This window comes from Roseivirga sp. 4D4 (assembly GCF_001747095.1).
Lineage (GTDB): Bacteria > Bacteroidota > Bacteroidia > Cytophagales > Cyclobacteriaceae > Roseivirga.
This window is the reverse complement of sequence record NZ_MDGP01000001.1, coordinates 1,376,937-1,402,622: the sequence shown is the minus strand read 5'-3', so window position 1 is coordinate 1,402,622 and position 25,686 is coordinate 1,376,937. Positions and strand designations below refer to the sequence as shown.

Sequence of the window (25,686 nt, the reverse complement as noted above, 5' to 3'; positions counted from 1 at the left end):
ATTAATAATGAAATGTCTTAGGCTTCGAAATTGTGTTTACCGCTTGATGCTAATAAGTGCAGACTGACTATCGCCAATGTCATCGTTCCATGTTTGAAATTCACCGACTGCTCCAATCACCCGTATCTTCTTACTTTTTAACTCTAGGTCCTTGATTGGCACACCGACTATGTAGTATTTGTCTTCCATTGAGAGGTAGTAAGTGAGGTTGTTCATGTAGGCGAGATTCTGGTTACCGGTGGTAAAGTCTTCTGGATTCATAATTCCATTGATTCCTTGAAATCCATTGCTAGACTTTTGCATCCATAAGGTCAGGGCTTTGTCGAAAGTGAACTCTGTGTTTTGACCAAACCAGGCATTTCCTGTACTTTGATCGTTGTCACTATCAATCAATAAATTGAGTGCAAAGGCTTTCCGATTGTTATAGGCATGAAGATCATACCTTAGCCATAGGGTATCTGTTTTTTGAAAGTATGACAGTGACTTGCCATCTGTCAATCTGGCGTTGACTCCATCGCCCAGTTCATCATCTAGAATCTTTGTCCACATGGAATGGTCAAATCCCTCCGGTGCCTTGGGCAAATCGAAGTTTTCATTAATGGTGAATGAGATACGACTGTTCTCCCAATGCATTGATACTTCAACCTTGTCTATTGCAGTCCTGTTGATCTGATAGGAGAGGTATTCTTGCATATCTTTTGTAGTTTCAGGTGTTACCTTGAACCGAAGAGCGTCAAAACTCTTTTTGTAATTAAATGCCCCCCATTGATCGGCAATATGATTGAATACAACTTCCCATGTGCCTTTTTTAGGAATTAGGAAAACGCTGTACCGACCTTTTTCAAGTTTGAATTTCTCGTTGAGCACTACATCATTTGTCACCTCTATGGTTGTGGCATTATTGGCTCCTGCTCTCCATATTTGGCCAAAGGGAACAAGCTCGCCAAATACCTTTCGGCCATTGACTGCTGGCTGATGGTAGTCGATTCTTATCAGTGTAGTCTCAATGGTCTGACTTATGGAAGCAAAGGGACTGGCAGGTTCAACATTGACTTTGTTCTCAGAGGGAATCTGTGATATTGGCTTTCTAGGCTGGTTTATAAATTGGGAAAAGTAGTAATCAAATAATTGGGGTTGATCTGTAAACACCAAGTCCTGACTCTCCCAAACTCTAACAATTGAAATGGGTAAATCGGGATGGTTGGAATTTAGCTCTTGCCAAGAACGCAAGGTTGCGAGGTCACTAGCCTTAGAAGACTGATCGTTGTGAACAGGTACAATGTTCAGGATGGGGATGTCAATTTGACGGATTTCATCTATCACGTCTTGAGCAGCAAACTCTCGACTATAGCGAAAAATTGTGTTGACATTGTCTGGGGTTATTTGATTTAAGTATTGCTGATTTTTGACCAAGTCTTTAGAGAAGGCATAGCTACTTGATAAGTTGGATGGACTTACCTGGATGACCATGGAAGTAGGGAAGGCCGTCTTGGAAAGAACCTTCCTGCGAGCTGCAGTCGCATCTTTTCCTGTCAATGGGTCAATAAGGCTGGATTGATATCTGCCATTGATGCTTACTATGCCTTTAACCTTGTTGCTCTTGCTAGCGACTTTTATGGCGAGTTGCGTACCAGAACCAATGGCTACAACTGTGAGTTCTTTATTTCCAAGCTTGTTGAGGTAATCGAGAATCAAAGATTCTATCGAAGAGAGCCAAACGGCTTTTGAATATTCAGACCTGCTTGGGTACTTCAAAGTGTTGTTTCCGCTAGGGAATGAGACTTCATGGAATGTAAAACCGCTCTTATAAAGCTGTCTGAAATCATCAAACAATGATTTATCGAAACCGAGTTCCGGAATGAGGAGCAAATGCTTGGAACCATTACCAAAGGTGGATAATACATCTGTAGATGAGATATCGGACTTCCCTATACTTTTAAAATCAAGGATTCTACCTTTGAGAAATGGAAAGGTCAAGTATTGAGAGAGTCCTCGAAGGGTTGCCTCGCTCATACTAGGGCTGTCCATAGTACCAAGGTGTCTATAATAGCTGGTAAGAAAGTTTTCCCATGCCTTGTTGCGTTTTGGAATTTCCTCCTCTCCTGATTCTCCAGTTTCTACCCATTCGATCCAATTTTTTAGTGTATCTGGCAAAATTGAAATGGATGAATAGCTGATGAGATTTTCGAGTCTTTCCTTGACTGGCTTAGCCTCTTGAGCATACGTAGCGTTGATTGAAAAAAAGAGGATTAGTAGTAAAAAGAGTTTTTTGACCATTGTTTTTTTCTTCAATGGTACTGTGGAATTGCTTCACAAAGGTTTCACAGGAGTTGGTGAAACCTTTTTAAGGGTAAGAAAATCTAGCTAGAGGCCTTTAAACCTTTAACATATTCTGAAGGAGAGACACCTTCATGCTTTTTAAAGGCACGATAGAAAGTCACTTTGTTGTTGAAGCCAGAGTCTAATGCTATACCCAATAGGTAAATGGATTTGTCTTTCGACTCATTTTGAATTAGAGACTTTGCCTCTTTTATTCTCAATTTGTTGATGGTCTCCTTGAAGGTGTCTTTATAATGAAGGCGTATTAGTTCGGTAAGTCGGTCTTGCTTGATTTTACTCAAAAGGGCCAGTTTCTTAATGGTAATCTCATCGTCCAAGAAAGCCTTTTCTGTTTCCAAAGCTGTAATGAGACGCTCGATTTCCTCCGAATCTGCAGGGACGACCGGATTGAACGAAGGCCACTTGGCATTAGCAAGTAGGAACCATGCGATCAATTGGACTGTGAAACTGGATACAAGCATTACAATGGTTCCGAAGCTTACTGAGGAGAGTAGATGAAATCCATTCAGTATGTAGAGCAACAGTTTGAAAAGATAGAACGCTAAGAAAAAACTGATTAAGTAGGCTACCCATTTCGACTGTGAGCTCTTATCTAGTTTGATATTGGGAGTCAGTTTCTTTAGAAGCTTCCAGGCCTTTATGTAGTAGCAGAGATAAATAAGATTATTAAAAAGGAAGAAAAGAATGCCTTGTGTTGTATCAGACCAGACACCACCCTTGATGTCATTTAAATAAGTGATTTTCTCTGCATTGCTTGAAAAGATAAGTGGCGCAAACAAAAGCAGGTAAATAGCAAAAGGTAGTAAATGAAGAAGGTGAGACTTCTTGAGGGACGGCAGTCCAGAAAAATAGGCTTGAGCAAACCCAAAGATTAAAAGAGGTCTCAATACGGACAGGGGATATGAAACCCCTAGGATCTGGGGATAATTATAAATTAGTCCACTGTAGTAAAGCGACTGTTCATTCAAACCAATTGCTTCTATGAAGAGTAGCAGCGCTAGAAATATTGGTGCGTGCCTCTTATTAGACTTAAATAAGAGTAAGGTACCTAAGAAGGCTGCCTGCAATACACCAAAAAATACTATGAGTGTTAACCAGTCCAAACTATATGTTTACGATTACAATGTTCTTAATCTCAAACTTCGAAAAAAAATGATTTTTCAAGTATCCATAATAAATACCAGAAAGACCAGTGAAGATGAGGAGGGTTTCCTTTTCTATATATAAGCAAGGTATACTTAAATCAGTGTTGCCTGGTTTAAAAAAAAATCATCCATGGCTTCTCTTTTGCGAGATATCCATTGCTATCTGTATCAAAAATTGCAGTCTGAAACCTTGTGAGTAGAAAATTAGAACCAAAGAAGGTCGAGTTCGTCCAACCAGAGTAAAACTCAACCTCATGAAGACGAAAGAAAAGGGAATAGCAGTTTGGAGTATCAGTATAGTAGTTGCTGTATACCTTATTTTAAAAGGGATTCAAAAGGTTTCACCAAGTCCGGGCATGGTAAGTTTCTTTGCTGACTGGGGCTATAGCGAGACATTTCTCAGGATTTTGGGTGTATTGGAAGTGCTAGGTGGGCTCTTACTTTTTATTCCTAAGGCGGCCTTTTATGGAGGCGTCCTTCTGAGCGGTATTCTGTTAGGAGCAACTTATACATTGCTCATTAATCACAGCGCAGGGTTGGCGGAACCTCTTGTATTCCTTTTCCTATCAGTGACCATCATCATTATGAGATTTGAAGATCGACTTGGTCAAAGGGTGTAGTTTCAAAGAATTCTTTAGGGAGTTGATAGTTAGAGATAATTCTGACTTGAGGAGTATGGACCAGGTGTTAAATCGCGGTGGAATCGTTCTTCTGAGACATTTTACTCTCTTAACTGTTTGAGCGCAGATTCATAATCGGCATATTCAATATGTTTCTTGATCTTATTATTTTCATCCAATTCTATAATTGATAATACTTTATAGCTGACTTTACGCTGTCCATTGTCATCAGAGCTATTGTAGGATATAATACCTGCTGATACACCAAATTGAGCAGAAATAAAACTGAACTCCGATTTAAACTGAAGGTTTGATACTCCAGAGAAAAGGCTTCGAAGTGTATTTGTAGTAGCTTTTTTTCCTTCTAATATTAGTTCCTGCCCGACAATCGTTGAGGTCAAATCTTTAAAAAAGACATTTTCAGATAGAAGATCACCCAACGTCTTAATGTCACCTGAATGATAGGCATCGAAGTAAAGTCTAATATTGTCTTCCTTTGCTGACTGTGCTTGACATAACAATGTAGGGAGTAGGAATAAAAATGTAGTTATATGTTTCATGCTCTAGCTTATGATAAATTCAAGGCATGAAGGTTTCATATTCACAAATGTAACCTAATAAGGGAGTGCTTTTTTATCTATGGCTTAGCTGGACTTGATGACTCTTTGAACATTTCTTTTGAAAGCTTAAATATTAGGTGTTCAACTTTCAAGTTATTACAAAAGCTTTTAATAAGTTTTCCGTCAGATATCATTCCTAGTTTTCTTGCTAGTTGTTGTGCGGGTACGTTATCAATAGAGGTTATGATATAAATGTTCTGTAATTCCAAAGTGTTAAAACCATATTTTATACAGCTCTGTGAGGCCTCAAAGGCAAAGCCCTTTCTCCAATACAGTTCATCGATATGAAAACCTAATTCTTGAACTGTCCTGTCATTAATTTTTTGATTAGATATTCCACACTGACCAATAAAGGCTCCGTCTTTTTCTACAGCCCACAGTCCATAGCAGTGCTTTTCATAGCTTTCAATGTTCCTTAGGATCCAATTCTCACTGTCTTCTCTTGTGTATGTTTTTGGGTAATACTTCATTACCCTTTGGTTTGAGAGAATCTTATGCAAACTGTCAAGATCAGTAAGTCTTTGTGGACGAAGGATTATTCGATTGGCATGAAGAATTGTAGACATATGATTCTTAAAAGAGGACTCAATTAGTATTTACCTAAAACTAATGCTAAGGGTTTTGCTCATGTTATTTCCCAATACCAAATTACACTGCTATGCAGTTTCATTTGCCGATGCAGATCTTTGAGAAGATATCTGCTTCTTTGCAGACATGTTCGCTAGCAAATTATCCGAGATGACTTCTTCCGTAATCTCATCCAGATAGTTAACGATCCTTAGTTTCACTTTATACGCGCAATCAAATCAGTAATGGCCCAAATGACCACTTGGGGTTGATTCCAATGAATGTTGTGCCCTGAGGTTACTAGGGTTTGTTTGAAGTTATTTTGACTAAGTCCTGTACCTAGGGATTGGTGATGTTCAATCCATTCCGATGGATTAGCGAAGTCAGTATTGGTAAGGACATTAACCGGAATATCTGGTAGATTGGGAAGCGTGGTCATGTATTCAACACCTTCTATTAATTGTTCTGCCTCCTTCATAGCTCCAATGAGTCTGGCATAACCTTGCGCAATGTCATCTTCCTCAGGTTGAGTCAAAATCAGTTGATTTTCATGACTGGGATCTACAAAAACAAGACCGTGAACATCTTCCGGAAATCGGATGGCATAAGCCCTTATGATGGCACCTCCCCATGAATGCCCCACAAGAATTACCTTTTCGTTGGGTGATACTATTTGCTTCAGATCTCTTAATTCATCAGATAATCGTAATAAGTCTCGAGGTTCTGGCCCCAATTCAGATAACCCGTAGCCACCTCTGCTGTAGGATACAACTTTGTGTTCTTTACCAACCGCTCGCATGACATTCGTCCAGGAAGTAGCATCATGTCCTAAACCGGATTCATAGATAATGGTAAAACCTTTTTCTCCACCGACTCTGCCGTTGAGTCTAAAGTCACCAAGATCGAACCACCGCTCTGTGATCACCACCTCGGCTGGTGTGTCGTCAACAGACTCATTATTGTCACAGCTGGAAGTCGTCAGTGTAAGCGCCACAGCTAGCAATACAAGGCAAGAATATCGTGCTTTCCAGGTTTTCAATACTTTAAAGTAATGATAATCTATGAGTTATGACGGTAGGAGGCCTTGTTGGAATAGCGTCTCTATAAAAAGACCAACACTTGAGTTAGCATCTACATTTGATTACTTTCCAATACAGAACAGCAAAAGATGTTGTTGAGTAGGTGATTTTGAATCTTACAGTTTGATTAAATTGTGGTTCAAATTAAACGGTATGAGAAACTTCTTAATGACGATTTTATTAGCTACCTCTCTTAATGTAGCAGCACAGGATTCAACTTATTCAGTCAATTCATATTTGAATGAGGGAATGAAAGCACCAAATACACATCATATAGGTGATGCCTGGTTGAACTTTTTGACTCAAGCTGATGAAGACTTTACGTATAACATCACTCAAGCCAAATTTGCTGCGAATGCGACATTAGATTGGCATAAACACTCTACACCTCAAGTGTTGATTGTTACAGAAGGTACTGGTTACTATCAAGAGAAGGGTAAAGAGGCTATTAAAATCAAAAAGGGTGATGTGATAAAATGTGATAAGGATGTAGAACATTGGCACACTTCATCAGCAAATAGTATGGTCTCTTATATAGCTATTTATGGAAGTTCACCCACCGTTTGGACTGAGAAACTAACTTTAGACTATTACAACAAAATTGCTCGACAATTGGGTGATAAGTAGTATCATTTCCCAATACAGAACTTACTAAAGATATTGGCTAGCAAATCATCAGAGGTGATCTCACCTGTGATCTCACCAAGGTAGTGGAGGGCGCGCCTGATGTCCATAGCCACAAAGTCATTAGTGACAGAGCCATCAATCCCGTTGATTACATCTTGTAGGGAGTTTTGGGTTTGCAGTAGGGAGTCGTAGTGACGGACATTGGTGACTACTGTGTCGCCACGCTTGAATTTGTCTAAGTTGACAAGTTCGAGGATTCTTTCTTTCAGTTTCTCCACTTGCTCTGGCTCTTTGGCGGAGAGGAATAGCATATCAGGGTGTTGCTTTTGTAAGTCTTCGATAACTGATTGATCCACCTTGTCGATTTTGTTCCCCAGCTTTAGGAAAGGCACCCCTGTATTCTCTAGTCGATTGATCTCCTTGTTCATTTCCACGATATCGAGATCGGATAGGTCGAAAAGGTAGATGATCAACGAGGCTTGCTTCATCTTAGCCTGAGTGCGTTCCACCCCGATAGCTTCAATGGTATCGGTCGTTTCCCGTAGCCCTGCGGTATCGATAAAGCGAAAAGCTACGCCTCCAATGATGATTTCGTCCTCAATAAAGTCTCTTGTGGTTCCGGCAATATCTGAGACAATGGCCTTGTCTTCGTTGAGTAGGGCATTGAGTAGGGTAGATTTCCCTGCATTGGGTTTACCAGCAATAACGGTCGGTACACCGTTCTTAATAACATTACCTAAGTCAAAGGAGTGGATCAGGGCATTGATGACTTCCTGCAGGCGATTAACGAGCTTCTTTAGATCATCGCGACTGGCAAACTCCACATCTTCTTCGCCAAAATCGAGTTCTAATTCGATCATAGAAGCAAAATGGATTAACTCTTCTCTGAGATGCTTGATTTCCCCTGAAAAACCGCCACGCATTTGATTCAGAGCCGCATGGTGTGCCGCTTCTGAGTCGGCATTGATGAGGTCGGCAACAGCTTCGGCTTGGGCTAGGTCAAATTGCCCATTCATAAAGGCTCGTTTGGTGAACTCACCTGGTTTGGCAGGCCGAGCGCCCTTACGAATAAAAAGCTGGATAATTTGACGGATAATGAAGTTTGATCCGTGGCAGGAGATCTCAACTACGTTCTCCTTGGTAAAGGATTTTGGGGCAATAAAGAGGGATATCAGTACTTCGTCAAGAATTTTGTCTCCATCCCTTATTGTGCCAAAATGAATCGTATGACTCTCTTGTTGCTCAAGGTCTTTCCCTTTGAAAACCTTATTTACAAGCTTAATCGCATCATTTCCACTAAGTCTAATCACACCTATGGCACCAACACCTTGAGGTGTGGCCAGTGCAATAATGGTGTCTTCGTTTTGGGATAATGCCTGCATAGGCCTGCAAAGATATGCTTAGGGATTTGAACTAAAAAGAGAAGGCTTAATTACCCCTTGGTCATGGCTAGTTTTTCGGCTTCCTGCTTTTGTTTGATTCTCTTTAATAGAATGCCATTACTTGGAGAAAAGAGGTAGGCCAATCCGAATAATAGACCTGCTACAGCTACAACAGCACCTGCTATGGACCCATCGAGCATTACTGCTAAGTGGTAACCCAATATGCTAATAATAATAGCTATAAGACAGGTGATTAGCAGCATCTTCTTAAAGTTATCAGTTAATAAGTAAGCGGTAGCTGGAGGCGCTACTAAAAGGGCCACAACTAGAATAGCCCCGACAGAGTCAAAGGCCGCTACAGTAGTCATGGAAACGGACCCCATTAATAAGTAATTCCACAGCGCTACGGAGATGCCGGTCGTAGCTGCAAAAGCCGGATCAAAGGTGGTTAGGTAGAGCTGTTTGAAGCCCACTCTAATGAATAGGATATTGACGATCAGGGTTAGGGCCGAAACATACAGGGCTTTAGGTCCCATGTTTTGACCAGAATCAGAAATCCATAGGTCGATCGGTACGTAGGCAATTTCTCCATAGAGTACACATTCCTGGTCTAGGTCGACCTGACCCGCAAAGACAGAGATAAGGATAACGCCTAAGGCAAAGAGTGAGGTAAAGGTCACACCGATCGCTGCGTCTGTTTGAAGTTTGGCCTTTTTGTGGAAGAACTCGATAAAGAATGTACATAATATACCTAGTAAAGCTGCCCCAAGAATCATTTCAAAGGAGTCCCTGGTTCCCGTAATAAGAAAAGCAATCACAATGCCTGGGAGGACGGCATGGGAAATAGCATCACCTACCATAGCCATCTTTCTCAAGATTAAGAAACAGCCCAGTAAGCCACAGGATATGGCAAATAGGGAAGAGGTCAGTATGATGTAAAGGGCATCCATCTTTTGAATTACGAATTAGGAATTTTGAATGTGGAATTAGACTTCCATTGGTTTGGTTGATGCGGGTTTTTAATAGCCATATTTAATTGAACATTCATCATTCTACACTTAACATTCCTAATAAGGGATTTTCTCTTCGTGCGGATCAAACTCTGGATACTCCAGCATCTTCTCCAATTGGGCCTCTAGTTCTGGTGTAATGATGTGCTCCACAGTCTCTGCATCTTCATGCACATGATCAGGCGCAATTTTCATGTATTTAGACAGGTAGAGTTCCCACAGCCTGTGAAGTTTCACTACACGTTGTCCTTTCACCTTACCCGCTTCGGTATAACTCCAGTACCCATTCGTTTTTGTAAGGAAACCCTGTCGTCTTAGGCGTCTCAGTGCTGTTTTCAATGCCTTCTTTGGGAAGAATCGCTCTTCAATGATCTCGTCCACTGTTCGGCCTTTGTAAGGGTCCTTATCCTTTTCTCCTAAATGGTAGAGCTCCTTCAATAGGTTTTCATCCATGATCAAGCGTTGAAGTCTTCTTTGCTGAATACCTCTGGCGAAGATGCCTCGTTTAGGTGCAATGAAGAAAGACACGATGGCAATCGCTGAGATGATCATCACAATCCAGGGCCCCGTAGGCATGGCTGGAGCTACATAACTCACATAAGCCCCTGAAAGCCCTGAAATACCACCCATGATCGCGGCAATCAATGTCATTTTAAAAACGTCATTGGTCCAAAAGCGTGCCGCAGCAGCTGGCGTGATCAGCATGGCCGCCATCAATACTACACCAACGGCCTGAATGCCTGTAACAACAGCTAAGACCGTCAAGGAAGTCAGTAACAGATCGATCCACTTGACGGGTAGTCCCAATGCTTTGGCATAATTGCTATCAAATGCAATGAGTTTCAACTCCTTGAAGAATAGTCCCACCGTTACGATCAGAATGACTGCAACAATACCAAAAACGATCAAGTCCTGACCCACTAGGGCGGCAGCTTTTCCAAACAAAAAGGAATCTAACCCGGTTTGGGCAGCATTGCCTGAATGTTGAATGTTGGTCAGCATTAGAATGCCAATGCCGAAGAAGACTGAGAGGATCAGTGCGATTGCGGTGTCCTCCTTGATCTTAGATTTAGTGGTGATGTTGTCAATAATGACTAATGATATCCAGCCAGTCAAAAAGGCTCCAAGGATCATCCAAATAGGGTTTTTAGTGCCGGATAGAATGAAGGCTAGGCAAATGCCCGGTAGTACAGAATGTGCTACGGCATCACCCACTAAGGCTTTCTTCTTTAGGAAAGTGAATGTACCTACTACGGCAGAAGATGCTGTCAATAGGACTGCACCCACTACCACAGAAACGATACTTGGATCACTGAAAGAAAAGAACTCCTTAAAAGTTTCCATCTAATATTTCTCTCTGCTGGGCATTTGACGTTTTCGAACCAGTTCACCTACTTCGGCTAACACGGTTAGCTTACCTCCATAGGTTTCTTGGAGCATATCATTGTTAAACACCTTGTCAATAGGTCCTGAAGCAACTAGTCTCATGTTGAGTAAGACAATCCAGTCGAAGAACTCAGCTGCAGATTGCAAATCATGATGCACGACAATCACAGTCTTGCCGCTGGCCGTCATTTCCTGCATAATGGCCAATATGGCTGCTTCAGTGGCTGCATCAACGCCTGCGAATGGTTCGTCCATAAAGTAGAGGTCAGCCTCTTGTGCCAAGGCACGTGCCAGGAATACCCTTTGTTGTTGGCCACCCGAAAGCTGAGAGATTTGCCGATCAGTATAAGCTTCCATTCCCACCTTGCGCAAGCAATTCATGGCCATTTCTTTGTCTGCCTTTCTAGGGCGGGTGAGGAGCCCAAGCTTTGAGTATCTGCCCATCATAACCACATCGAGTACCGAAGTAGGGAAGTCCCAGTCCACAGTCTCACGTTGAGGTACGTAACTTACCTTATGACGCACCTTGTCCAGCGGTTCGTCAAACATTCTCACATAGCCCGATCCCAATGGCAAAAGTCCCATAGCCGCTTTAATCAGCGTAGACTTTCCGGCTCCATTCGGACCTATAACACCAATAAGTGCTCCTTGGGGTAGCGTCATGTCAATATTCCAAAGCACTGGTTTCTTGTGATAAGACACCGTCAGGTCATGGAATTCTACTACTGGATTTTTAGCATCAATCTTCATTGCTGAGACTTTAGGTTTTTGGGCAATTGGGTTTTTAGGTACTGAATAAAGGCATTCAGTTTTCTCTTGAGGATCAATAATTCATTTACAGCGCCTTCATAGACATCGTCAGTTATTATTTTCAAATCTTTGGTAAGTAATGATTGATATTCTAGCTCTGAAGCTGAGCCCATCGCAATACTACAAAACCTGATTAATTCTTTTTGACTCTCTCTTCCACAGCCTTCGGCAATATTCGTGGGAATAGACTCAGAGCTGCGCCTCATTTGACTAATGAGTCCAAATTGTTCGTGTTTGGGGAATTGTTCAGTCATTTTGAAAATGTCCAGTGCCATTTGATGACCTCTTTCCCAAACTTCCAATTCTTTAAAATCTCTCATTTTTGAATTCCCATTAACCTAATTGCCCAATCACCCAAGATCCATCACTTCAAAGCCTCTACGATCGTCCTCACATTCGCTCTTACCATGCCGATATAGTTGCCTTCAGGTGTACCCTCTGCACCCATGGCATCGGAGAACAGGTTACCTCCAATGATCACGTTATGTCCCTTTTGGCGACAGCCTTCTACAATCGCATTGATGTTCTTTTCTGAGACCGAGGTTTCCACAAAAACTGCCTTAATCTTTTTTTCAACGATGAAATTGACCAAATCGACCCTGTCCTTCAGTCCAAACTCTGATAGGGTAGAAATGCCCTGTAGCCCACGAACTTCAATGTCATAGGCCCTGCCGAAATAATTGAAGGCATCGTGGGCGGTGATCATGATGCGTTCGTCTTCTGGAATCGTTGCAATTTCAGTTTTCACCCATTCATGAAGGCTTAACAGCTGCTCTGTGTAGGCCGAAGCATTCTTTTCGTAGTATGAGGCATTATCTGGGTCTGTTTCAATCAGTGTGCTGGTAACTTCACCAATGGTCGATGCCCAAAGGCTGATATCAAACCAGATATGGGGATCGAAGGCATTTTGGTAGATAGGATCGTCCAAAAGGAAGGTAGAATCTATTCCTCTAGCGACTGGAATGACCGTTTTGATGCGTTGCAGCTTTTCGAAGACTTCACCCATTTTGCCCTCTAGATGAAGTCCATTGTAAAAGATGATATCTGCGCCTTGAAGTCTGCCGAGGTCTCCCTGAGTAGCCTTATAAAGGTGCGGATCAACTCCGGGTCCCATAAGTGCACTTACTGAAACCGAATCCTTGCCCACGTTTTTCGCTACGTCTGCGATCATACCAGTGGTGGTCACTATGCTCAGTTTGCCCTCTTGAGAGGTGGTATTGCTGTCACAAGACCAAAGGACAGCCGCCAAAATGATAATTGCTATTAATCTTTTCATAGGTTAGCAACAAGGATGTTTTGAGCAGCGGTTTGTGAAATGGTCAAGCTTTTTTGCTGATTAACCGTAATGTCTAAGGATCCATCGAACTCATTGGTGTCCTCTACTTTGAGTTTGGTGCCGATAGAGATCCCTACTTTATCCAAATATTTTAGGAATGCCCCACTAGAGTCGTTTACAGCGACCACTTGCGCTGGAACGTTCATTTCCAGCTCTGTGAGAGCAACTTTCTTGACAGTTGAGAATACACCATTCTCGTCAGGGATTGGGTCGCCATGCGGATCGTGTTTCGGAAAGCCTAGAAATTCGTCCAGTCGACTAATGAGTAGGGGGGATTTAATATGTTCAAGCTGTTCGGCAATTTCATGTACCTCATCCCAATGAAACTTTAGCTTGTCTACCAGGAAAACTTCCCAAAGGCGATGCTTTCTGATAACCCTAAGGGCAACTTCCTTTCCTTTACCCGATACGTTTACGCCTTTGTATTTCTGATAGTCGACAGCCTTCTTTTTAGAAAGTTTTGCAACCATGTCGCTCACAGATGCAGCTGTGGTCTGCATCTCTTCGGCCAAGGCATTAGTGCTTACGCTCTTTCGCCCATGGTCTGATAAATGATAAATAGCTTTTAAATAATTCTCTTCAACAAAGCTGAACATGATACTGATTTGAGTTCTTTGTAAAGATAGTATTTAGATTTGTCTAAAAAAAATAATAGCCCTATCTAAACCCAATTAGAAAAGCCTCAATTGACATATATTCAGTGTGTTGGCTTGGTAAAATTATTTTTTTAGAGATGTCTAAAATGTATTAATTGATCTCCCTGATTAGGTTAAGGAGCTTGGGCTCTTCGTTTTTCCATAGGCTCGATTCGGAGTTGCCACGATCATAAAACTCGGTCTTGCTCATGGTTTCCAGGGTGTGGTCTGGCATAAAGTTTTCTGGATCAATTACGATAGCGGCATTAAACTGATCACAAAATGCTACCCAGGTTGGGTTGTTTAAAAGCAGGATGGGTAATTTGTTTGCTGTATACTCGAAAAGCCTGGTAAGCAACTTTTCCTCATTCATACCTTTATTAGGCTTCTTAAGGACAAAACCGAAATCTGCTTTTTGGATGGCTTCGATTATTTCGGCATGAGGAACCAAGTGGTCACCGCCATTTAACTCTATAAAGTCGTAGTCTTTAATTTCCTCCTTCAAACGGATCAAATCCTTCTTCAGAGCACAATAACCCACAATTCTGAGTCTTATTCGCTGATCGAGCTCATGGAGTTTTTTAGTAATGTCTATAGCTTCGAAAATACCGTTTGAAGCTCCTATGGTACCTGTATAGGCAAGGTCTATGTAACTTGGGTCGGGGTTTCGATAAGCAGTTCGTTCTTCGGCATGAGGAGCATACTTGTTTTCAACAACGGTTCTTTGACTTGACAGAAAGGGGAGCTGTTGCTCGTAGATTCTTTCTGCCATTATGTAGTGTCTTATGAAGGGTTTTGAACACCATTCTTTAAGCCGAACCCAGGTTGAAAGAAGAGGTCTTACAGCCCGTGGAAATACTTCTGTACTGGATATATTTTTGGCATAGTTTTCCCGAATATCATATACTATTTTGCACCCAAATAATATTTTGTATATACACGTAACTATCAGTAATTCATGTGTATTAAATATGATTACTTGAGGTTTTACTTTAATATAATTTTTATAAACTTTCCAAGGCCGACTTAAGCGTGCAAAGCTCAGTCTTTCAAAGGGTTTTAGGGGGTGGAAGGTAATGTCTTGAGTCGACTTGACATTTTTTGAATCAAAGCCTATGATATTAATATCATATTCGTTTGTTTCGGCCAAAGAAAAACCAAATTTCTCAAGCATGCGTGTGTCATCGATTGGCTTGAGCAGGGATGCAATGACTACTTTGGTTTTTTTCATTAGTGTACATGAAGTTAAAAATTTTCTGAAGGAATTATGGAATTGAGGGATATCATCGAACGGGCATGGAATGATCGCAGCTTGCTCAAGGATAAGGAAGTGATTTTAGCTGTCAAGACGATTATCGAAGATTTAGATAGCGGTGATCGTAGAGTGGCTGAGCCAACAGCAGAGGGGTGGGTCGTGAACGAATGGATCAAAAAGGCCGTGATTCTTTATTTCCCAATTCAGAAAATGCAAACCATCGAGGTTGGACCTTTCGAGTTTCATGACAAGATGAAACTTAAGAACGGTTATGCTAAAAAGGGTGTTAGAGTTGTGCCTCACGCCATTGCACGCTATGGCGCTTATGTAAGCAAAGGAGTGATCATGATGCCTTCTTATGTGAATATTGGTGCCTATGTAGATGAAGGAACCATGGTAGACACTTGGGCGACTGTTGGAAGCTGCGCTCAGGTTGGCAAAAATGTACATTTGAGTGGAGGAGTGGGAATTGGGGGTGTCTTAGAGCCATTACAAGCTGCTCCTGTGATCATTGAGGATAATGCCTTTATCGGCTCAAGATGTATTGTGGTGGAGGGTGTAAGAATTGGAAAAGAAGCCGTACTTGGTGCCAATGTGACCCTAACAGGCAGTTCTAAGATTATTGATGTTACGGGTGATAAACCTGTCGAGTATAAAGGTTACGTACCTGAGAGGTCCGTGGTGATCCCTGGAAGCTATGTCAAGAAATTCCCTGCAGGAGAGTTCAATGTACCAGCTGCCTTGATCATTGGTCAAAGGAAGGCGAGTACTGATCTTAAAACCTCCTTAAACGATGCTCTGAGGGAAAACGATGTGGCTGTTTAGTCAAACAGTGTCTCTTCAAGTACTAACTTAGAGGCTGCCTAGGAAGTCATCCATCGGCAGCTTATAGCTTCTACTGACCTTCACCTGTGCGTTGTTGTTCAGTGTAACCATGTACTCTGCATTCTGTAGGTGTTCAAGGCTGGCAATTTGTTTGGTATTAATTATCGCTGATTTGTGTACTCTCAGAAAGCTATTGGAGGGCAGCTTTACCAAAACACCCTTGAGGCTGCCATTAATAAGGTGGTGCGTATCTTGTAAGTGGATTTTGATGCAATAGTCATGTGCTTCTACCCAGAAAATGTCTTTTGTATCAAGCAACAATATCTTTCCTGAGGCCTTAATGACCAGTCTTTCTATGTTATTAGAGTGAATTATACCACTCTGTTCTCCGTTGGACTCTAATTGCTTTAGTAGCTTGTCCATCTGGGAGGAGAGGGCAGTGTTATCGTTTCTAATCAACTGTTTTGCACGGGTTATGGCATCAAAGAACCTTTGATTCGAAAAAGGTTTTAATAGGTAATCCAAGGCGTGAAACTCGAAAGCCTTGAGTGCATATTCATCATACGCAGTAATGAATATTGTAAACGGTGGCTTTCTGATGGATTTCAGTACGTCAAATCCTGATACAGCAGGCATTTGGATGTCCAGAAGCAGTAAATCGCAGGGTTCTTCCTTTAAGAATTCGATGGCTTCAATCCCGTTTTTGCATGTCTTAATTAATTCAATTTCCGGGTCTTGGGCTAGCAAAGTTTGTAACCCTTCTCTGGCCTTTTTCTCATCATCAACGATTACTGTCCTGAACCTTTTCAAAATCTTATGTATCTAATGGAAGACGAATTTCAACTTTAACACCTGAGTCGCTATTCTTGATTTCAAAGCTATGGTCAGGGCCGTACAGCTTGTTCAGTCTTTCAATTACGTTATTCAGGCCTATCCCAGTGACTTCTTCAATTTTAAAATCTAAAGGTAAGTTGGGCCCCGTATTATGAACTGTCATTATCAGTTTATCACTGTCTAAAGTACTTTCAATGCTGAGTTTGGCCTCGTCTAAATTCTTTGATATGCCATGTTTGAAAGCATTTTCTATCAATGGCTGCAGTAACAAGTTGGGGACTAAGTAGTCAAGGGTATTGGGATCTATTCGGAAGTCAACCTTCAAATGGTCTTCAAAGCGAACTTCTTCTATTTCCAGATAATTCTTAATCAACTCTATCTCTTGGTGTAGCGTGATTAACTGTCGCTCTTCCCGTTTTAAAGAATTTCGCAAAAGATCGCTGATCTTAGAAATCATCTCAGTAGCCTGATCGTATTTTTTGGTACGAATGAGCATCGAAACGGTATTATGGGCATTAAACAGAAAGTGGGGTTGTAATTGCATTCGCAAAGATTCCAATTGTGCGTTTGCCAGTTGTGACGCTAACTGAGCTGTTTCAAGGCTTTTTTCTTGATAATTCTTATAGAGTTCCAACATGTAGAATATGATCAGCAGCACCCATGTAATGATGATCGCTTCCATATAATAGAATAGGGTAATGTAGCTGTAGAATTTCTGGAGAGAGAACCAAGTGGCGGAATATGATCCTGAAGAAACACCCACGATAAAGACTACGAACCAAGTCACGAAATTCTTGAATACTCCTACTGCAATACCCAAAAGAATAAGGGCCAGTGCCCTTTTGGTAAGTTTCAGGTCAGAGGTTTTCTCAAAAATCCTGAATAGGGGGAATGTAAGCAATATCCAAATGCTGGTACCTGCAATGTACCTCAATACCTGAATGCTTTCCATAGACAAGATATTGCCCTTTTTAAGCAGGTCAATAACAACGAAAAGCAGCCAGCATAAGATGACGGCCGCTATATTACTCAGGGTACGTTTATTCACTTGAGCTAGATTCAATAGCAATACCAATGATACGCCATTTTTTTAAGCTGGTTTTATCCACCATATAATTCTAGAGCTCTCGAAATGGATTGAATAAGTGCTTCAAATTTATCATTCATCTGAGTATGGCTCAATTTTGAAGTCATGATGGTCTCCATACTGGCCACAGGTCTGGAATGAGCTACATATTGAAATTCTTCATTTGAAGTCTTCTTCTGTTTTCTTTTATCCAATGTCTCCATTAATCCGGCCTTGGCCTTTTTCAGTGCTGTTACAGCTTCGTCAACTTTACCTAAGCTTCTGTAGGACGCATGGAAATATGCTGGTAAAAGCAGAGAATTGTAGGCTCCGCCATAATTAATGTATGCTAGCTCTTCATTGATAAGCTCAAGTACTTTTTCGTGTTCGCCACGTTCTAGATAAAGGTTTGCCACGTTGATGACTTGTCCATAAATACCATATCTGTCGTCAGGAGTGGGTTTAAACTTCTTTCGATACTCCGATAACTTTTCTTCAACGAAATCGTGTTTGTCAAAGGCCCTGAATTGTATTTGTAGGTACCGTTGCCAGGAAGCTCTTCCTCGAGGCGAGTCTTCTTCCAAAAACTGACTGTAGGCTTCAGCAGCCTCTTTTGGCATAAAATTCCAAAAATAGGTCTCGCCTAAGTAAAAGATCTCATCTCCTTGCAAGCCTTCTGTGATGACTCGTGACTGGTAGGGCTTGGTATTTTCGATACGTTTTTTATCGGGGTTGAGGTCAACGGCATTGTACATTAATACCAAGGCTTCAGATGGTAGTAACTTGCTGTCATTGGTCTGCGCATTGGATTTTGAATTCAGTGCAACAAGACTTATCGCTAGTAATATGATTGAGAACTTCTTCATTTTCAAATCGGGTTTATAATAGGTTAATCGATGAATCCGGGAGGCGTTATGCCATTTAATCTTAGGTAGACAGTCATGGCTCCCCGATGATGGGCTGCATGTTCGCGCATTACATGAAATATTTCTTTAAAGGTGCGTGTCGTACTTTGTTCAATAGGGTTTCCCCAAGGAGCCGTTTTTTTGAGCGTTTCTTCATTAACATTGAGTACAGCATTCAGTGAGTAGTCAAATGATTCTGTCAACATTTTGACAATCTGTTCTTTTGTCTTTCCATCAGCATTAAGCATAGTTCGGTCAACGGGAGAATCTTGACTACTTGCAATTGATGCGAACATGTAGTTGGCACCAACTAAGTGCATGGCCATTTCCTTAAATGACCTGGCATTGTCTTCAGGTTTATAATCATAGCTCTTCTCAGGCATGGCCTCAACGAGTCTCAGGGTGTATATTTTGTGGCGTTTCCATGCTTTGGCAAAGTCGCTGCCAAACCTCGTTTCAGATTTTTCTTGAGCTGCAATAGACGTCCAAAGGAATAGACAGAGTAGGGTCGAAAGAATTCGCATAGTGTTGAAGGTTTAGTGAGATTGAGTATTGGTCTGTTTTGAAAGCCAATCGTAAAGTCTTTGATCCTTGTAGATCGCTGGCCAAATCCAATGGTCGGCACCCTCAAAGGTTTCTAGTTTGGCTTTGGCTTCGCAGGTCTGGAGCTTTTCTATAAGCCTTTTCGATTGAGTATATGAGGTTACACTGTCTTTATCTCCATGAAAGGCCCAGACCGCAACATTCTTTGCATTGCACACAACATCTGTGTTGCCACCTCCGGCAATTGGAACTGCTGCGGCAAACCATTGAGGGTGTCTGGATATGGCACTCCAAGTACCATAACCTCCATAGCTATAGCCGGTGACATAAATCCGCTCTTTGTCCACATTAAACTGATCAGTTACTTCCGTCAGAAGGGCATCGAAATTAAAGGAAGACCAATTGCAGCCAGAGGCACATTTAGGGGCAACAACCATGAAGTCCATTTCTATACCTGCCTCGGCTGCATATTTCTTTGGGTGATGTTTTGTGTTTGAGCCATCTCCACCGTGTAGGAATAGTATCATGGCCGATCCATTTCCATCCGTCTGGTAGCCCTTGGGCAGGGAGACTAAGTATTCAACATTCGTGCTTTCAGATATTCTTTTTTCGCCTAAACTCGACTGAGCTTTGCAGAAAGGAAAAGAAAGCAGCAGCAAAATGGCCGTCAGATGATAATGCATAGTGATAGCATACCATAGGTAGGGGTGAATGTTCTAAATTTTCAGTGAAGCGAGACGAAAACCCCGTAAAGCGAAATTTCGTTAACCGTGAGGTCGATTTAATTCCGATCCATAACATTTGGTTTAATTTGGTGTTGTTAGTTCTCCAACTAACAGAAAACCCTACCTTTGCGGTCGCATATTTGAGGAGATATGAAAAAAATGAAAAAAACACTGAGTTTCTTACTTGTAATGGTCTTTGTGGCAGTTCTAAGTGCTTGTAATTCAGGCCTGACTAAGGAAGCAGATGGACTATTTCGTGATGGAAAGTATCGTGAAGCAGTGGAGGCTTACAATGAATATTTGTCGACCAAACCAAAAGATATTAAGTCGATTTATAATCGTGGTAGGGCCTACGAGGAGCTTGGAGACATTGAGAGCGCAAGAAAAGATTTTATCAGGGTTTTAGATTTGGATAATGAAAACCTGAATGCCAATCTCAGTATGGCGCAATACTGGTATAACAAGAAAGACTACAATAAGGCTATTGCATTTTGTGATAAAGTGATAGCAACAGACGGGAGAGAATCTACGGCCTATTTGATCAAAGGACGTTGTTTGCATCAGAAATCACTTTTTGATGATGCTAAGAAGAACTATGACCTTGCTATTGAGTTTGATAGAAAAAATGCCGAAGCATTTTTGTATAGAGGTGCCTTAAAGATTGTTTTCAACCAGAAATCTGGAGCGTGTAATGATCTCAATAGAGCACTTGCTCTGGGTGCAGAAGAGGCTAAAGCTGCCTTGGCCAAGCACTGTAGATAGAAATTTATCATGTTTCTTGTCTAGGTTTACTCTGAAGAATTCATTTTTTTTATGAAGTATAAACGGAAGCAACCTTTTGCAGGCGGTTAGCATCTTATATTAGTAAAACAAAAAACTCAAATCAAAATGAAAAATTTATCAACTATTCTTAAAGCCTCTGCTGTCGCTATGTTGTTCTTAGTAGCTGTATCTCTTAATGCAGAAGAGTGGGCACAAACTAAATATGATCCAACAGGTACGTGGGATTATGAGGTGGAAACTCCTGACGGAAATGTTACAGGTGAAATGATTGTGGCAATGGAAGATGGAGAATACTCAGTGACTATCAAAAGTGATATCTATGGAGATATGACCCTTGAAGATATTACGTTTGAAAAGAATGTAATGGAGGGTACCATTTCGGTTGAAGGTCAGTCCATGGAAATGGAATTGAAATTTGACGGAGATGAAATGGAAGGTGCAGTTTATACTGGCGAAGATGAGCTTGCCATTACTGCCGAAAGACAAAAAAAGAACTAGAATCCAATCTTTGGAATTAAAAAGGAGCCATTAAATGGCTCCTTTTTTTGTGCTTTCTACTCTGTAAGGTAGCTAGTCAAACCAAGAGCTCTTCTCAATATTGCCTTCCAGTGCATCTTCAAGGTCATCAGGCATAGAAGGGAAGAAATCCAAGCCTGATAGTGCCTCAATTTGATCAATGGTCACAACAAAGGTTTCCAGTGAAGCGCTGCTCTTTTCATTTTTGAGTAAGAAAGCAATCGCCTTAATTTCCGGTTTATGGACATCCAAAATGATCTTATAATATTGCTCCGGTACTGAAACCTCATTGCTTCCAATCGTAATAAACTCTTTATTTAATATAGGTCCTGTAACTACATATACTTCAGACTCTTCTATGGACCATTTTCTAACCTGTTCTTCAAGTTTTTTCCAAACTCCTCTGTTAAAAGAAGCTACCTGAGGACTCATGTTGCTCATATAGAATGTTTGTGAAAGCGCAAATTCATCATAAGAGAAATCAGCTGCTGGAGCCAAGTGCCCTCGGTCATAGCCTGATCCTTTATAATCAGATAATTCGGCCGAACCAGTTCTGACTCTGGGGTCCTTTCTGAAATTATCTTTACGTGGAAACTTTTCTTGTTTTAAACTATCTGCGGAAAGCTTATAAGCAACCCACATCGCTTGCTCATGTTCTTCGCTATAGCGAAGCGTATAGTAAGGCCTTTCGATAATCGCTTGACCAGAGGAGTAGGCTGGCCACATAAAGTCAAAAGCCTTGGTAAAGTATAAATCAAAGTCTTCGAAGTCGAGTTCGATTTTTGCGTCATTTTCCGTGGGAATAGGTTCCTCAGTGGCTTGAATGGGTTCAGATTCACCCTCTGGTTCCGAATCCTGAATGGCCGGCAGCTCGAAGTTCTCAATAACCTCCGGAACTAGCTTTCCTTCATTTATCGCAAGTCCTGCATAGCCCAGAGCGACCAGTATTAGCAGACCTAAGGTGATCCTACCGAGGCTCGTGCCTTTTCCTTTTGTTGATTTTTTGCGAGTAGGAGCTCTTTTTGAAGAGGCTTTGCGACTTCCAGATGATGTCCTTTTGGCCATGTGGTTTTTTTACAATGATAAGGATATTCAGCCTCTTTGGGAGCCAGTATTTTGTTAAATTACGAGTCATTTTTAATCCAAAACCAAACCTCCTATGCAAACCACCTTCAATCAAAAGGTTAGAAGGAAACTCATGGCTTACTTAGCACTGGGTATTTTTTTCGCCATTCAACCCGCTATGGCCATGCCATGGCAAGATGACAAAGACACAACAAAAAAAGGACAAGAGACCTTCAAGGACTTGCCGCTTAAAGCAGAAAGAACACTTAAATTTAATACAACAGAGGGCACCTGGGTATCAGTTGACATTAGTCCAGATGGCAGTACCATCATTTTTGACATGTTAGGTGATATCTATACCATGCCATTTGCCGGTGGTAAGGCTACACGCCTGACAGAAGGTATGGCTTATGATACCCACCCAAGATATAGTCCTGACGGAAAACACATTGCCTTTACGTCTGACAGAAGTGGGAGCGAGAATGCCTGGATCATGGAGCTAGATTCCAAAGAAACGACACAAATCACCAAAGGAAATAACGAGTGGGTTCAGTCTGTGGAGTGGAGCCCTGACGGAGACTATGTGGTGGTTTCAAAGGGCAGAAGAAGTTTTAAGCTCTTTATGTATCACAAAGATGGAGGCGGGGGCTTTCAGCTTATTAAGAATCCTTCTAACCTCAAAACTGTAGAGCCAGCCTTTAGTGCTGATGGGCGTTTCATTTATTACTCACAGCGAAATGGTGCCTGGAATTACAATGCGCAGCTACCACAGTATCAAATTGGAGTTTATGATCGAGAGAATGGACAAAATGCAACGGTGACTTCTCGTTATGGTTCAGCTTTTACACCAACCCTTTCTCCTGATGGAAAATGGATGGTATACGGTTCGCGATACGAAGATGAAACGGGCCTTATTCTAAGAGATCTGAATACAGGTGATGAGAAATGGTTAGCCTATCCAGTACAAAGAGACGAGCAAGAATCGATAGCTCCTCTAGGTGTCTTACCCGCCATGTCTTTTACACCTGATAGTAAGCAAGTGGTAGCCTCATGGGGAGGTAAACTATATAGAATTGCTGTTTCTGGTGGTACTGCAGTCGAAATTCCGATGGACGTAGATGTGGAACTTGAAATGGGGCCACGCTTGAAGTTCGAATATCCAATATCTGATGACAAGGAAATGATAGTGACTCAAATCAGAGATGGTGTGCCGTCTCCTGATGGATCAAAACTAGCATTCACTTCTTTGAATAAGCTATACGTGATGAACCTACCTGATGGTGAACCAAGGCGTCTAACGGACATGAACATGACTGAGGCACAGCCTACTTGGTCTCCGGATGGCTCTTCAGTAGCTTTTGTCACTTGGTCAGATGCAGAGGGCGGTTCTATGTACAAAGTGAACGTAGATGGAAGGCCTCGACCAGTGAAGCTGACAAAGACATCAGCCATTTATGGTACTCCTGCCTGGAATAAGAACGGTAAAATAGTATTTACTCGAGGTAGTGCTCAGAATCTAAAAGATGCTGCCGGTCCAGGGGCACCACGCTCCACGGAAGACCTTTGCTGGATTTCTGCTGATGGCGGAGATGTCAATTTCATTATGAAGACACGGGGCAAGGGCAATCCTCACTTTGTGAATAGTAATGATCGGATCTACCTTAGTGGATTTCAAGGTTTGAGTTCTGTGCGTTGGGATGGTACTGACGAAAAAAGAGTAATTGCAATCACAGGAATCAGAACTTACGGTTCTAATCCTGCCGATGGGCATGGCAATGATCATATTATCGACCCATGGGCTGATGGACAGAACTCATCATTGCAGGAAGGAGAGGGCTGGAGAGAAAACAATCCGCCTTCAAGAGCTGCGGCAATTTTTATGGCTCCAGAAGGTGACAGGGCTATGGCTCAGATCAACAATCACATTTATGTAGTGACTGTGCCCAAGTTGGGTCAAACACCTACTATTTCTGTGGCAAATCCTTCAAGTGCTCAGTTTCCTTCATGGCAATTGACCGAGATTGGTGGGGAGTTTCCAGCATGGTCAAGTGATGCTAAGAAGGTCCACTGGTCTCTTGGTAAATCTCATTTTATCTATGATTTAGATGAGTCGAAGGCTTATGCTGATAGTGTCTCTGCTGCTAAGAAGGCGAAGGAGAAGGCAGAAAAGGAGATGACAAAGGAAGAGAAGGAAAAGCAAAAAGCTGATAAAGAGGCTGCTGAAAAAGCTAAAACAGACGAAGAAAAAGCAGCTGACAAAGCCAAGAAAGAGAATGAAGGCTATCGTGCCGAAGAGATTGAAGTGGTGATGAAAGCTACTAAAGACATTCCTGAAGGAAGAGCTCTATTGAAGGGAGCAAGAATCATTACAATGAATGGTGATGAGGTCATTGAAAATGGTGATATCCTGATCGAGAATGCGAGAATCAAGGCTGTCGGTCCTTCTGGATCGCTCACAGTACCGAGAAGAACCGAAGTGATAGATGTCTCTGGTAAGACGATTATCCCGGGTATGGTTGACACACATGCACATATGTGGCCTGCATGGGGATTGCATAAAAACCAAGTTTGGGTGTATGCGGCAAACCTTGCTTATGGTGTTACCGCCACTAGAGATCCTCAAACTGCCACAACAGATGTATTGACTTATTCTGACATGGTTGAAACGGGTGATATTTTAGGCCCAAGAGTATACTCTACAGGCCCTGGTGTAGGTTTCTGGTCATATAACCTGAAGAGCTTGGATCAGACCAAGAAGATCCTCAAGCAATACAGTGAGTACTATAATACCAAGACGATCAAGATGTATTTGGTAGGAAACCGTAAGCACAGGCAGTGGATTATTCAGGCGGCTAAAGAGCAGAAGTTAATGCCTACTACCGAAGGTGGACTCGATTTCAAACTGAATATGACTCAGATGATCGATGGCTATCCCGGACATGAGCATTCATTGCCGATTGCACCTCTTTACAAGGATGTGATCCACTCTGTGGCTGAATCCAAGATGGCTTATACGTCTACACTTTTGGTGGCTTATGGCGGTCCTTGGGCTGAGAACTACTATTACTCTAGAGAGAACCCATATCATGATGAGAAGCTATCACGGTTTACGCCATACGCTGAATTAGCGCAAAAGTCGAGAAGAAGACCAGGGTGGTTCATGGATGAAGAGCATGTCTTTAAGAAGCACGCTGAAGGTGTCAATGCTGTCGTAGAAGCAGGTGGGCTTGCAGGTGTGGGTAGTCACGGACAGTTACAAGGCCTTGGTTACCATTGGGAATTATGGTCAGTAGCCTCTGGCGGAATGTCTAACCTTAATGCGCTTAAAACGGCAACTATTCTTGGAGCCACAGCGATTGGTCTTGAAGGCGATATCGGGTCTATTGAAGCTGGAAAGTTGGCCGACCTTGTGATTTTAGATGCCAATCCATTGGATAACATCAGAAATACGAATAAGATCAGTCATGTGATGAAAAACGGTCGCCTTTATAATGCTAATACTTTGGATGAAGAATATCCAAGGAAGAAAAAGGCGGGACCATTCTATTGGCACTCTGAAAAACCCCAAGGTTTACCAGGGTTGAAGAAGAAATAGTTCAAAGCTTAGATATA

Annotated in this window: 25 protein-coding genes; 6 read left to right on the top strand and 19 right to left on the bottom strand. The window is 41.8% G+C overall.

The genetic code is table 11. The features are described 5' to 3' along the window. Positions 1-36 precede the first annotated feature (36 nt). Both BFP97_RS06085 and BFP97_RS06080 read right to left on the bottom strand, forming a co-directional pair. Complete coding sequence (locus tag BFP97_RS06085) at positions 37-2,277, bottom strand: DUF2911 domain-containing protein (protein WP_139135203.1); 2,241 nt, start codon at positions 2,275-2,277, stop codon at positions 37-39. Positions 2,278-2,360: 83 nt separating this feature from the next. Then, positions 2,361-3,443, bottom strand: coding sequence for a helix-turn-helix domain-containing protein (locus BFP97_RS06080; protein ID WP_069841555.1), 1,083 nt, complete (start codon positions 3,441-3,443; stop codon positions 2,361-2,363). Positions 3,444-3,739: 296 nt separating this feature from the next. Between BFP97_RS06080 and BFP97_RS06075 the strand changes: the two genes are divergently transcribed. Beyond that, positions 3,740-4,105, top strand: a complete 366-nt coding sequence (locus BFP97_RS06075; protein ID WP_069841554.1) for a DoxX family protein — start codon at positions 3,740-3,742, stop codon at positions 4,103-4,105. A gap of 101 nt (positions 4,106-4,206) precedes the next feature. Here the strand turns inward: BFP97_RS06075 and BFP97_RS06070 are convergent, their stop codons facing one another. From BFP97_RS06070 to BFP97_RS06060, 3 genes are all read right to left on the bottom strand, one after another. Continuing rightward, the gene (locus BFP97_RS06070; protein WP_069841553.1) at positions 4,207-4,665 is read right to left on the bottom strand and encodes a nuclear transport factor 2 family protein; all 459 of its coding nucleotides are present in this window, start codon (positions 4,663-4,665) and stop codon (positions 4,207-4,209) included. Positions 4,666-4,742: 77 nt separating this feature from the next. After that, on the bottom strand, positions 4,743-5,291 hold the full coding sequence (locus BFP97_RS06065) for a GNAT family N-acetyltransferase (RefSeq protein WP_069841552.1): 549 nt from the start codon (positions 5,289-5,291) through the stop codon (positions 4,743-4,745). A 218-nt stretch (positions 5,292-5,509) separates the two neighbouring features. Further along, a complete protein-coding gene (locus BFP97_RS06060) occupies positions 5,510-6,331 on the bottom strand; it encodes an alpha/beta fold hydrolase (RefSeq protein ID WP_069841551.1) in 822 nt (273 codons plus the stop codon). Between the two features lie 193 nt (positions 6,332-6,524). Here BFP97_RS06060 and BFP97_RS06055 point away from each other — a divergent pair, with 193 nt between their 5' ends. Beyond that, entirely contained in the window at positions 6,525-6,998 is a 474-nt protein-coding gene (locus tag BFP97_RS06055) for a cupin domain-containing protein (protein ID WP_069841550.1), read from the top strand. Between the two features lie 2 nt (positions 6,999-7,000). On the opposite strand, the gene mnmE is transcribed toward BFP97_RS06055, so the two are convergent. From mnmE to BFP97_RS20615, 8 genes are all read right to left on the bottom strand, one after another. Continuing rightward, the gene (gene mnmE, locus BFP97_RS06050; protein ID WP_069841549.1) at positions 7,001-8,380 is read right to left on the bottom strand and encodes a tRNA uridine-5-carboxymethylaminomethyl(34) synthesis GTPase MnmE; all 1,380 of its coding nucleotides are present in this window, start codon (positions 8,378-8,380) and stop codon (positions 7,001-7,003) included. Positions 8,381-8,430: 50 nt separating this feature from the next. Further along, on the bottom strand, positions 8,431-9,330 hold the full coding sequence (locus BFP97_RS06045) for a metal ABC transporter permease (RefSeq protein WP_069841548.1): 900 nt from the start codon (positions 9,328-9,330) through the stop codon (positions 8,431-8,433). Between the two features lie 117 nt (positions 9,331-9,447). Beyond that, positions 9,448-10,734 carry a metal ABC transporter permease gene (locus BFP97_RS06040; RefSeq protein WP_069841547.1) on the bottom strand — a complete coding sequence of 429 codons (1,287 nt, stop codon included), beginning with the start codon at positions 10,732-10,734 and terminating at the stop codon, positions 9,448-9,450. Then, complete coding sequence (locus BFP97_RS06035) at positions 10,735-11,526, bottom strand: metal ABC transporter ATP-binding protein (RefSeq protein ID WP_069841546.1); 792 nt, start codon at positions 11,524-11,526, stop codon at positions 10,735-10,737. Continuing rightward, a complete protein-coding gene (locus BFP97_RS06030; RefSeq protein ID WP_069841545.1) occupies positions 11,523-11,906 on the bottom strand; it encodes a four helix bundle protein in 384 nt (127 codons plus the stop codon). Before BFP97_RS06030 ends, BFP97_RS06035 begins: the two co-directional genes overlap by 4 nt. A 44-nt stretch (positions 11,907-11,950) precedes the next feature. Next, entirely contained in the window at positions 11,951-12,862 is a 912-nt protein-coding gene (locus tag BFP97_RS06025) for a metal ABC transporter solute-binding protein, Zn/Mn family (protein ID WP_069841544.1), read from the bottom strand. Then, on the bottom strand, positions 12,859-13,518 hold the full coding sequence (locus tag BFP97_RS06020; RefSeq protein WP_069841543.1) for a metal-dependent transcriptional regulator: 660 nt from the start codon (positions 13,516-13,518) through the stop codon (positions 12,859-12,861). The genes BFP97_RS06025 and BFP97_RS06020 overlap by 4 nt, the downstream gene beginning before the upstream one ends. 151 nt (positions 13,519-13,669) lie before the next feature. After that, a complete protein-coding gene (locus BFP97_RS20615; RefSeq protein ID WP_139135202.1) occupies positions 13,670-14,329 on the bottom strand; it encodes a glycosyltransferase family 4 protein in 660 nt (219 codons plus the stop codon). Between the two features lie 495 nt (positions 14,330-14,824). Here BFP97_RS20615 and BFP97_RS06010 point away from each other — a divergent pair, with 495 nt between their 5' ends. Then, entirely contained in the window at positions 14,825-15,637 is an 813-nt protein-coding gene (locus BFP97_RS06010) for a 2,3,4,5-tetrahydropyridine-2,6-dicarboxylate N-succinyltransferase (RefSeq protein ID WP_069841541.1), read from the top strand. A 27-nt stretch (positions 15,638-15,664) separates the two neighbouring features. On the opposite strand, the gene BFP97_RS06005 is transcribed toward BFP97_RS06010, so the two are convergent. The 5 genes from BFP97_RS06005 to BFP97_RS05985 are packed head-to-tail and all read right to left on the bottom strand — an operon-like array spanning position 15,665 to position 19,668. Next, complete coding sequence (locus tag BFP97_RS06005; RefSeq protein ID WP_083262452.1) at positions 15,665-16,447, bottom strand: LytR/AlgR family response regulator transcription factor; 783 nt, start codon at positions 16,445-16,447, stop codon at positions 15,665-15,667. 4 nt (positions 16,448-16,451) lie between these two features. After that, entirely contained in the window at positions 16,452-17,519 is a 1,068-nt protein-coding gene (locus BFP97_RS06000) for a sensor histidine kinase (RefSeq protein ID WP_139135201.1), read from the bottom strand. A gap of 53 nt (positions 17,520-17,572) precedes the next feature. After that, positions 17,573-18,403 (bottom strand): hypothetical protein, encoded by an 831-nt coding sequence (locus tag BFP97_RS05995; RefSeq protein WP_069841538.1) that lies wholly within the window; start codon positions 18,401-18,403, stop codon positions 17,573-17,575. 23 nt (positions 18,404-18,426) lie between these two features. Next, positions 18,427-18,966, bottom strand: a complete 540-nt coding sequence (locus BFP97_RS05990) for a DinB family protein (protein ID WP_069841537.1) — start codon at positions 18,964-18,966, stop codon at positions 18,427-18,429. Between the two features lie 12 nt (positions 18,967-18,978). Next, positions 18,979-19,668 carry a prolyl oligopeptidase family serine peptidase gene (locus tag BFP97_RS05985; RefSeq protein WP_083262451.1) on the bottom strand — a complete coding sequence of 230 codons (690 nt, stop codon included), beginning with the start codon at positions 19,666-19,668 and terminating at the stop codon, positions 18,979-18,981. Between the two features lie 201 nt (positions 19,669-19,869). Here BFP97_RS05985 and BFP97_RS05980 point away from each other — a divergent pair, with 201 nt between their 5' ends. Next, entirely contained in the window at positions 19,870-20,472 is a 603-nt protein-coding gene (locus tag BFP97_RS05980) for a tetratricopeptide repeat protein (protein WP_170827413.1), read from the top strand. 126 nt (positions 20,473-20,598) lie between these two features. Further along, complete coding sequence (locus tag BFP97_RS05975; protein WP_069841535.1) at positions 20,599-20,991, top strand: hypothetical protein; 393 nt, start codon at positions 20,599-20,601, stop codon at positions 20,989-20,991. A 72-nt stretch (positions 20,992-21,063) separates the two neighbouring features. Here BFP97_RS05975 and BFP97_RS05970 read toward each other — a convergent pair whose 3' ends face one another. Beyond that, positions 21,064-22,074, bottom strand: coding sequence for a DNA/RNA non-specific endonuclease (locus BFP97_RS05970; RefSeq protein WP_069841534.1), 1,011 nt, complete (start codon positions 22,072-22,074; stop codon positions 21,064-21,066). 94 nt (positions 22,075-22,168) lie between these two features. On the opposite strand from BFP97_RS05970, the gene BFP97_RS05965 reads away from it, so the two are divergent. Next, complete coding sequence (locus tag BFP97_RS05965) at positions 22,169-25,669, top strand: amidohydrolase family protein (protein ID WP_083262450.1); 3,501 nt, start codon at positions 22,169-22,171, stop codon at positions 25,667-25,669. Positions 25,670-25,686 lie beyond the last annotated feature (17 nt).

Excerpts from the sequence above, each read along its gene's own strand:
- BFP97_RS05965 (WP_083262450.1), top strand. The coding sequence starts at position 22,169 with ATGCAAACCACCTTCAATCAAAAGGTTAGAAGGAAACTCATGGCTTAC.
- BFP97_RS05970 (WP_069841534.1), bottom strand. The coding sequence starts at position 22,074 with ATGGCCAAAAGGACATCATCTGGAAGTCGCAAAGCCTCTTCAAAAAGA.
- BFP97_RS06065 (WP_069841552.1), bottom strand. The coding sequence starts at position 5,291 with ATGTCTACAATTCTTCATGCCAATCGAATAATCCTTCGTCCACAAAGA.
- BFP97_RS05980 (WP_170827413.1), top strand. The coding sequence starts at position 19,870 with ATGAAAAAAACACTGAGTTTCTTACTTGTAATGGTCTTTGTGGCAGTT.
- BFP97_RS05975 (WP_069841535.1), top strand. The coding sequence starts at position 20,599 with ATGAAAAATTTATCAACTATTCTTAAAGCCTCTGCTGTCGCTATGTTG.
- BFP97_RS06030 (WP_069841545.1), bottom strand. The coding sequence starts at position 11,906 with ATGAGAGATTTTAAAGAATTGGAAGTTTGGGAAAGAGGTCATCAAATG.
- BFP97_RS06075 (WP_069841554.1), top strand. The coding sequence starts at position 3,740 with ATGAAGACGAAAGAAAAGGGAATAGCAGTTTGGAGTATCAGTATAGTA.
- BFP97_RS05995 (WP_069841538.1), bottom strand. The coding sequence starts at position 18,403 with ATGAAGAAGTTCTCAATCATATTACTAGCGATAAGTCTTGTTGCACTG.
- mnmE (WP_069841549.1), bottom strand. The coding sequence starts at position 8,380 with ATGCAGGCATTATCCCAAAACGAAGACACCATTATTGCACTGGCCACA.
- BFP97_RS06085 (WP_139135203.1), bottom strand. The coding sequence starts at position 2,277 with ATGGTCAAAAAACTCTTTTTACTACTAATCCTCTTTTTTTCAATCAAC.
- BFP97_RS06040 (WP_069841547.1), bottom strand. The coding sequence starts at position 10,734 with ATGGAAACTTTTAAGGAGTTCTTTTCTTTCAGTGATCCAAGTATCGTT.
- BFP97_RS06045 (WP_069841548.1), bottom strand. The coding sequence starts at position 9,330 with ATGGATGCCCTTTACATCATACTGACCTCTTCCCTATTTGCCATATCC.
- BFP97_RS06055 (WP_069841550.1), top strand. The coding sequence starts at position 6,525 with ATGAGAAACTTCTTAATGACGATTTTATTAGCTACCTCTCTTAATGTA.
- BFP97_RS06035 (WP_069841546.1), bottom strand. The coding sequence starts at position 11,526 with ATGAAGATTGATGCTAAAAATCCAGTAGTAGAATTCCATGACCTGACG.
- BFP97_RS20615 (WP_139135202.1), bottom strand. The coding sequence starts at position 14,329 with ATGGCAGAAAGAATCTACGAGCAACAGCTCCCCTTTCTGTCAAGTCAA.
- BFP97_RS05990 (WP_069841537.1), bottom strand. The coding sequence starts at position 18,966 with ATGCGAATTCTTTCGACCCTACTCTGTCTATTCCTTTGGACGTCTATT.
- BFP97_RS06020 (WP_069841543.1), bottom strand. The coding sequence starts at position 13,518 with ATGTTCAGCTTTGTTGAAGAGAATTATTTAAAAGCTATTTATCATTTA.
- BFP97_RS06010 (WP_069841541.1), top strand. The coding sequence starts at position 14,825 with ATGGAATTGAGGGATATCATCGAACGGGCATGGAATGATCGCAGCTTG.
- BFP97_RS06070 (WP_069841553.1), bottom strand. The coding sequence starts at position 4,665 with ATGAAACATATAACTACATTTTTATTCCTACTCCCTACATTGTTATGT.
- BFP97_RS05985 (WP_083262451.1), bottom strand. The coding sequence starts at position 19,668 with ATGCATTATCATCTGACGGCCATTTTGCTGCTGCTTTCTTTTCCTTTC.
- BFP97_RS06025 (WP_069841544.1), bottom strand. The coding sequence starts at position 12,862 with ATGAAAAGATTAATAGCAATTATCATTTTGGCGGCTGTCCTTTGGTCT.